Raw genomic sequence first — 504 nt, 5'->3', positions numbered from 1 at the left:
CTAAGTCTTGGTTAAGTTCATAGGCGGTGACGACGGAGCCAGGTTGTAGAGGACCTTTTTGTACAGCACCCCCAAATTGATACGGCTGTCCAGAGTTATTATTGTCGCTCCCGCCAGAAGAGCCGCCACACCCGATTAAGGCTAAAGGGGCTGTAAAGAGAGCAGTGGTAAGTAGGGTTTTAGATAGGTTCATTCTATTTCTCCATAATAAGTTTTAGAGGGTGCTATTTTGTTTAATTCAAGATGAGAGTCAGCGATATCAAACAGCTCTTTAACTTCAGATGAGAGCAGGGTTGCATCCGTTTGAAGTTCAAAGCGAAAGCTCGACATGGTGGCCTCTTGGATGTTGCTAAAAGGTAAGGTGTTCAACTTGGGATGCGAGTGTGTCCGCCAAACGCGATAGGGACTTCCGTGCTGGAGTGCGAGACTTATTGGTTGAACGTTAGTTAGGCGCAGAGTGTCGTCACCTTCGGTTACCTTTAATGAGATAAGACGCTGTTGAAG

General features: G+C 46.4%; 2 pseudogenes. Both read right to left on the bottom strand.

The annotated features are described in order from the left end of the window. Positions 1 to 193, bottom strand: a pseudogene (locus R7Z47_RS27030) (hypothetical protein); the annotation flags it as partial. Continuing rightward, a pseudogene (locus R7Z47_RS27025) lies at positions 190 to 504 on the bottom strand (hypothetical protein); the annotation flags it as partial. The pseudogenes R7Z47_RS27025 and R7Z47_RS27030, both read right to left, overlap by 4 nt.

The organism is Vibrio sp. 1641, from assembly GCF_033339995.1.
Classification (GTDB): domain Bacteria; phylum Pseudomonadota; class Gammaproteobacteria; order Enterobacterales; family Vibrionaceae; genus Vibrio; species Vibrio alginolyticus.
This window is presented reverse-complemented; position numbering and strand designations above follow the sequence as displayed.